Genomic DNA, 672 nt, shown 5'->3' on the forward strand with positions numbered 1-672 from the left:
TCGACCATCGCCGCCTCCACCCGGCGACGCCGGGTGGCGTCGAGCGAGCCATGATGCAGGGCGATGGGCAGCGTATCCTCGTTCAGCCGCCACAACTCCTGAAAGGCGAATTCGGCCTGCAGGCGCGTATTGACGAACACCAGCGTCAGGCGATGGCTGCGGATGGCCTCGTAAACGTCGGGCATGGCCCAGGCGGTGGTGTGGCCGGCGATGGGCAGCTCAAGCTGGCCATCCAGAATGGCGATCTCCGGGCGGGCACCGCCCTGCATGCGCACGATGTCGACCGGCCGCGCCAGGGGGCCGACGCCGGAGAGGTAAGTCGCCAGCGCCTGCGGCTCGCGCACCGTCGCCGAAAGGCCGGTGACGGCGACGCCCGGCGCCAGCCGGCGCACCCGCGCCAGGTCCAGCGCCAGCAGATCGCCGCGTTTCGAGGTCACCAGCGCGTGCAGCTCATCCAGCACGACGCGGCGCAGGGAGCCGAACAGTTTTCCGGAATCCGGATGGGCCAGCATCAGCGCCAGCTGTTCCGGCGTGGTCATCAGGATATGCGGCGGCCGGCGCATCTGGCGGGCGCGCTTGTGCGGCGGCGTGTCGCCGGTGCGGGTCTCGACGCGGATATCGAGCGCCATTCCGGCGACCGGCGTTTCCAGATTGCGGGCGACATCCACCGCC

General features: G+C 70.4%; 1 protein-coding gene. It reads right to left on the reverse strand.

What is annotated here, in order from left to right; all coding sequences use genetic code 11:
• Positions 1-672 (reverse strand): DEAD/DEAH box helicase (locus AC4FS3_RS28920; protein ID WP_491023406.1); only part of this gene is annotated, 672 nt, incomplete at both ends.

The sequence above is a fragment of the Pseudogemmobacter sp. TB195 genome (genome assembly GCF_058313095.1).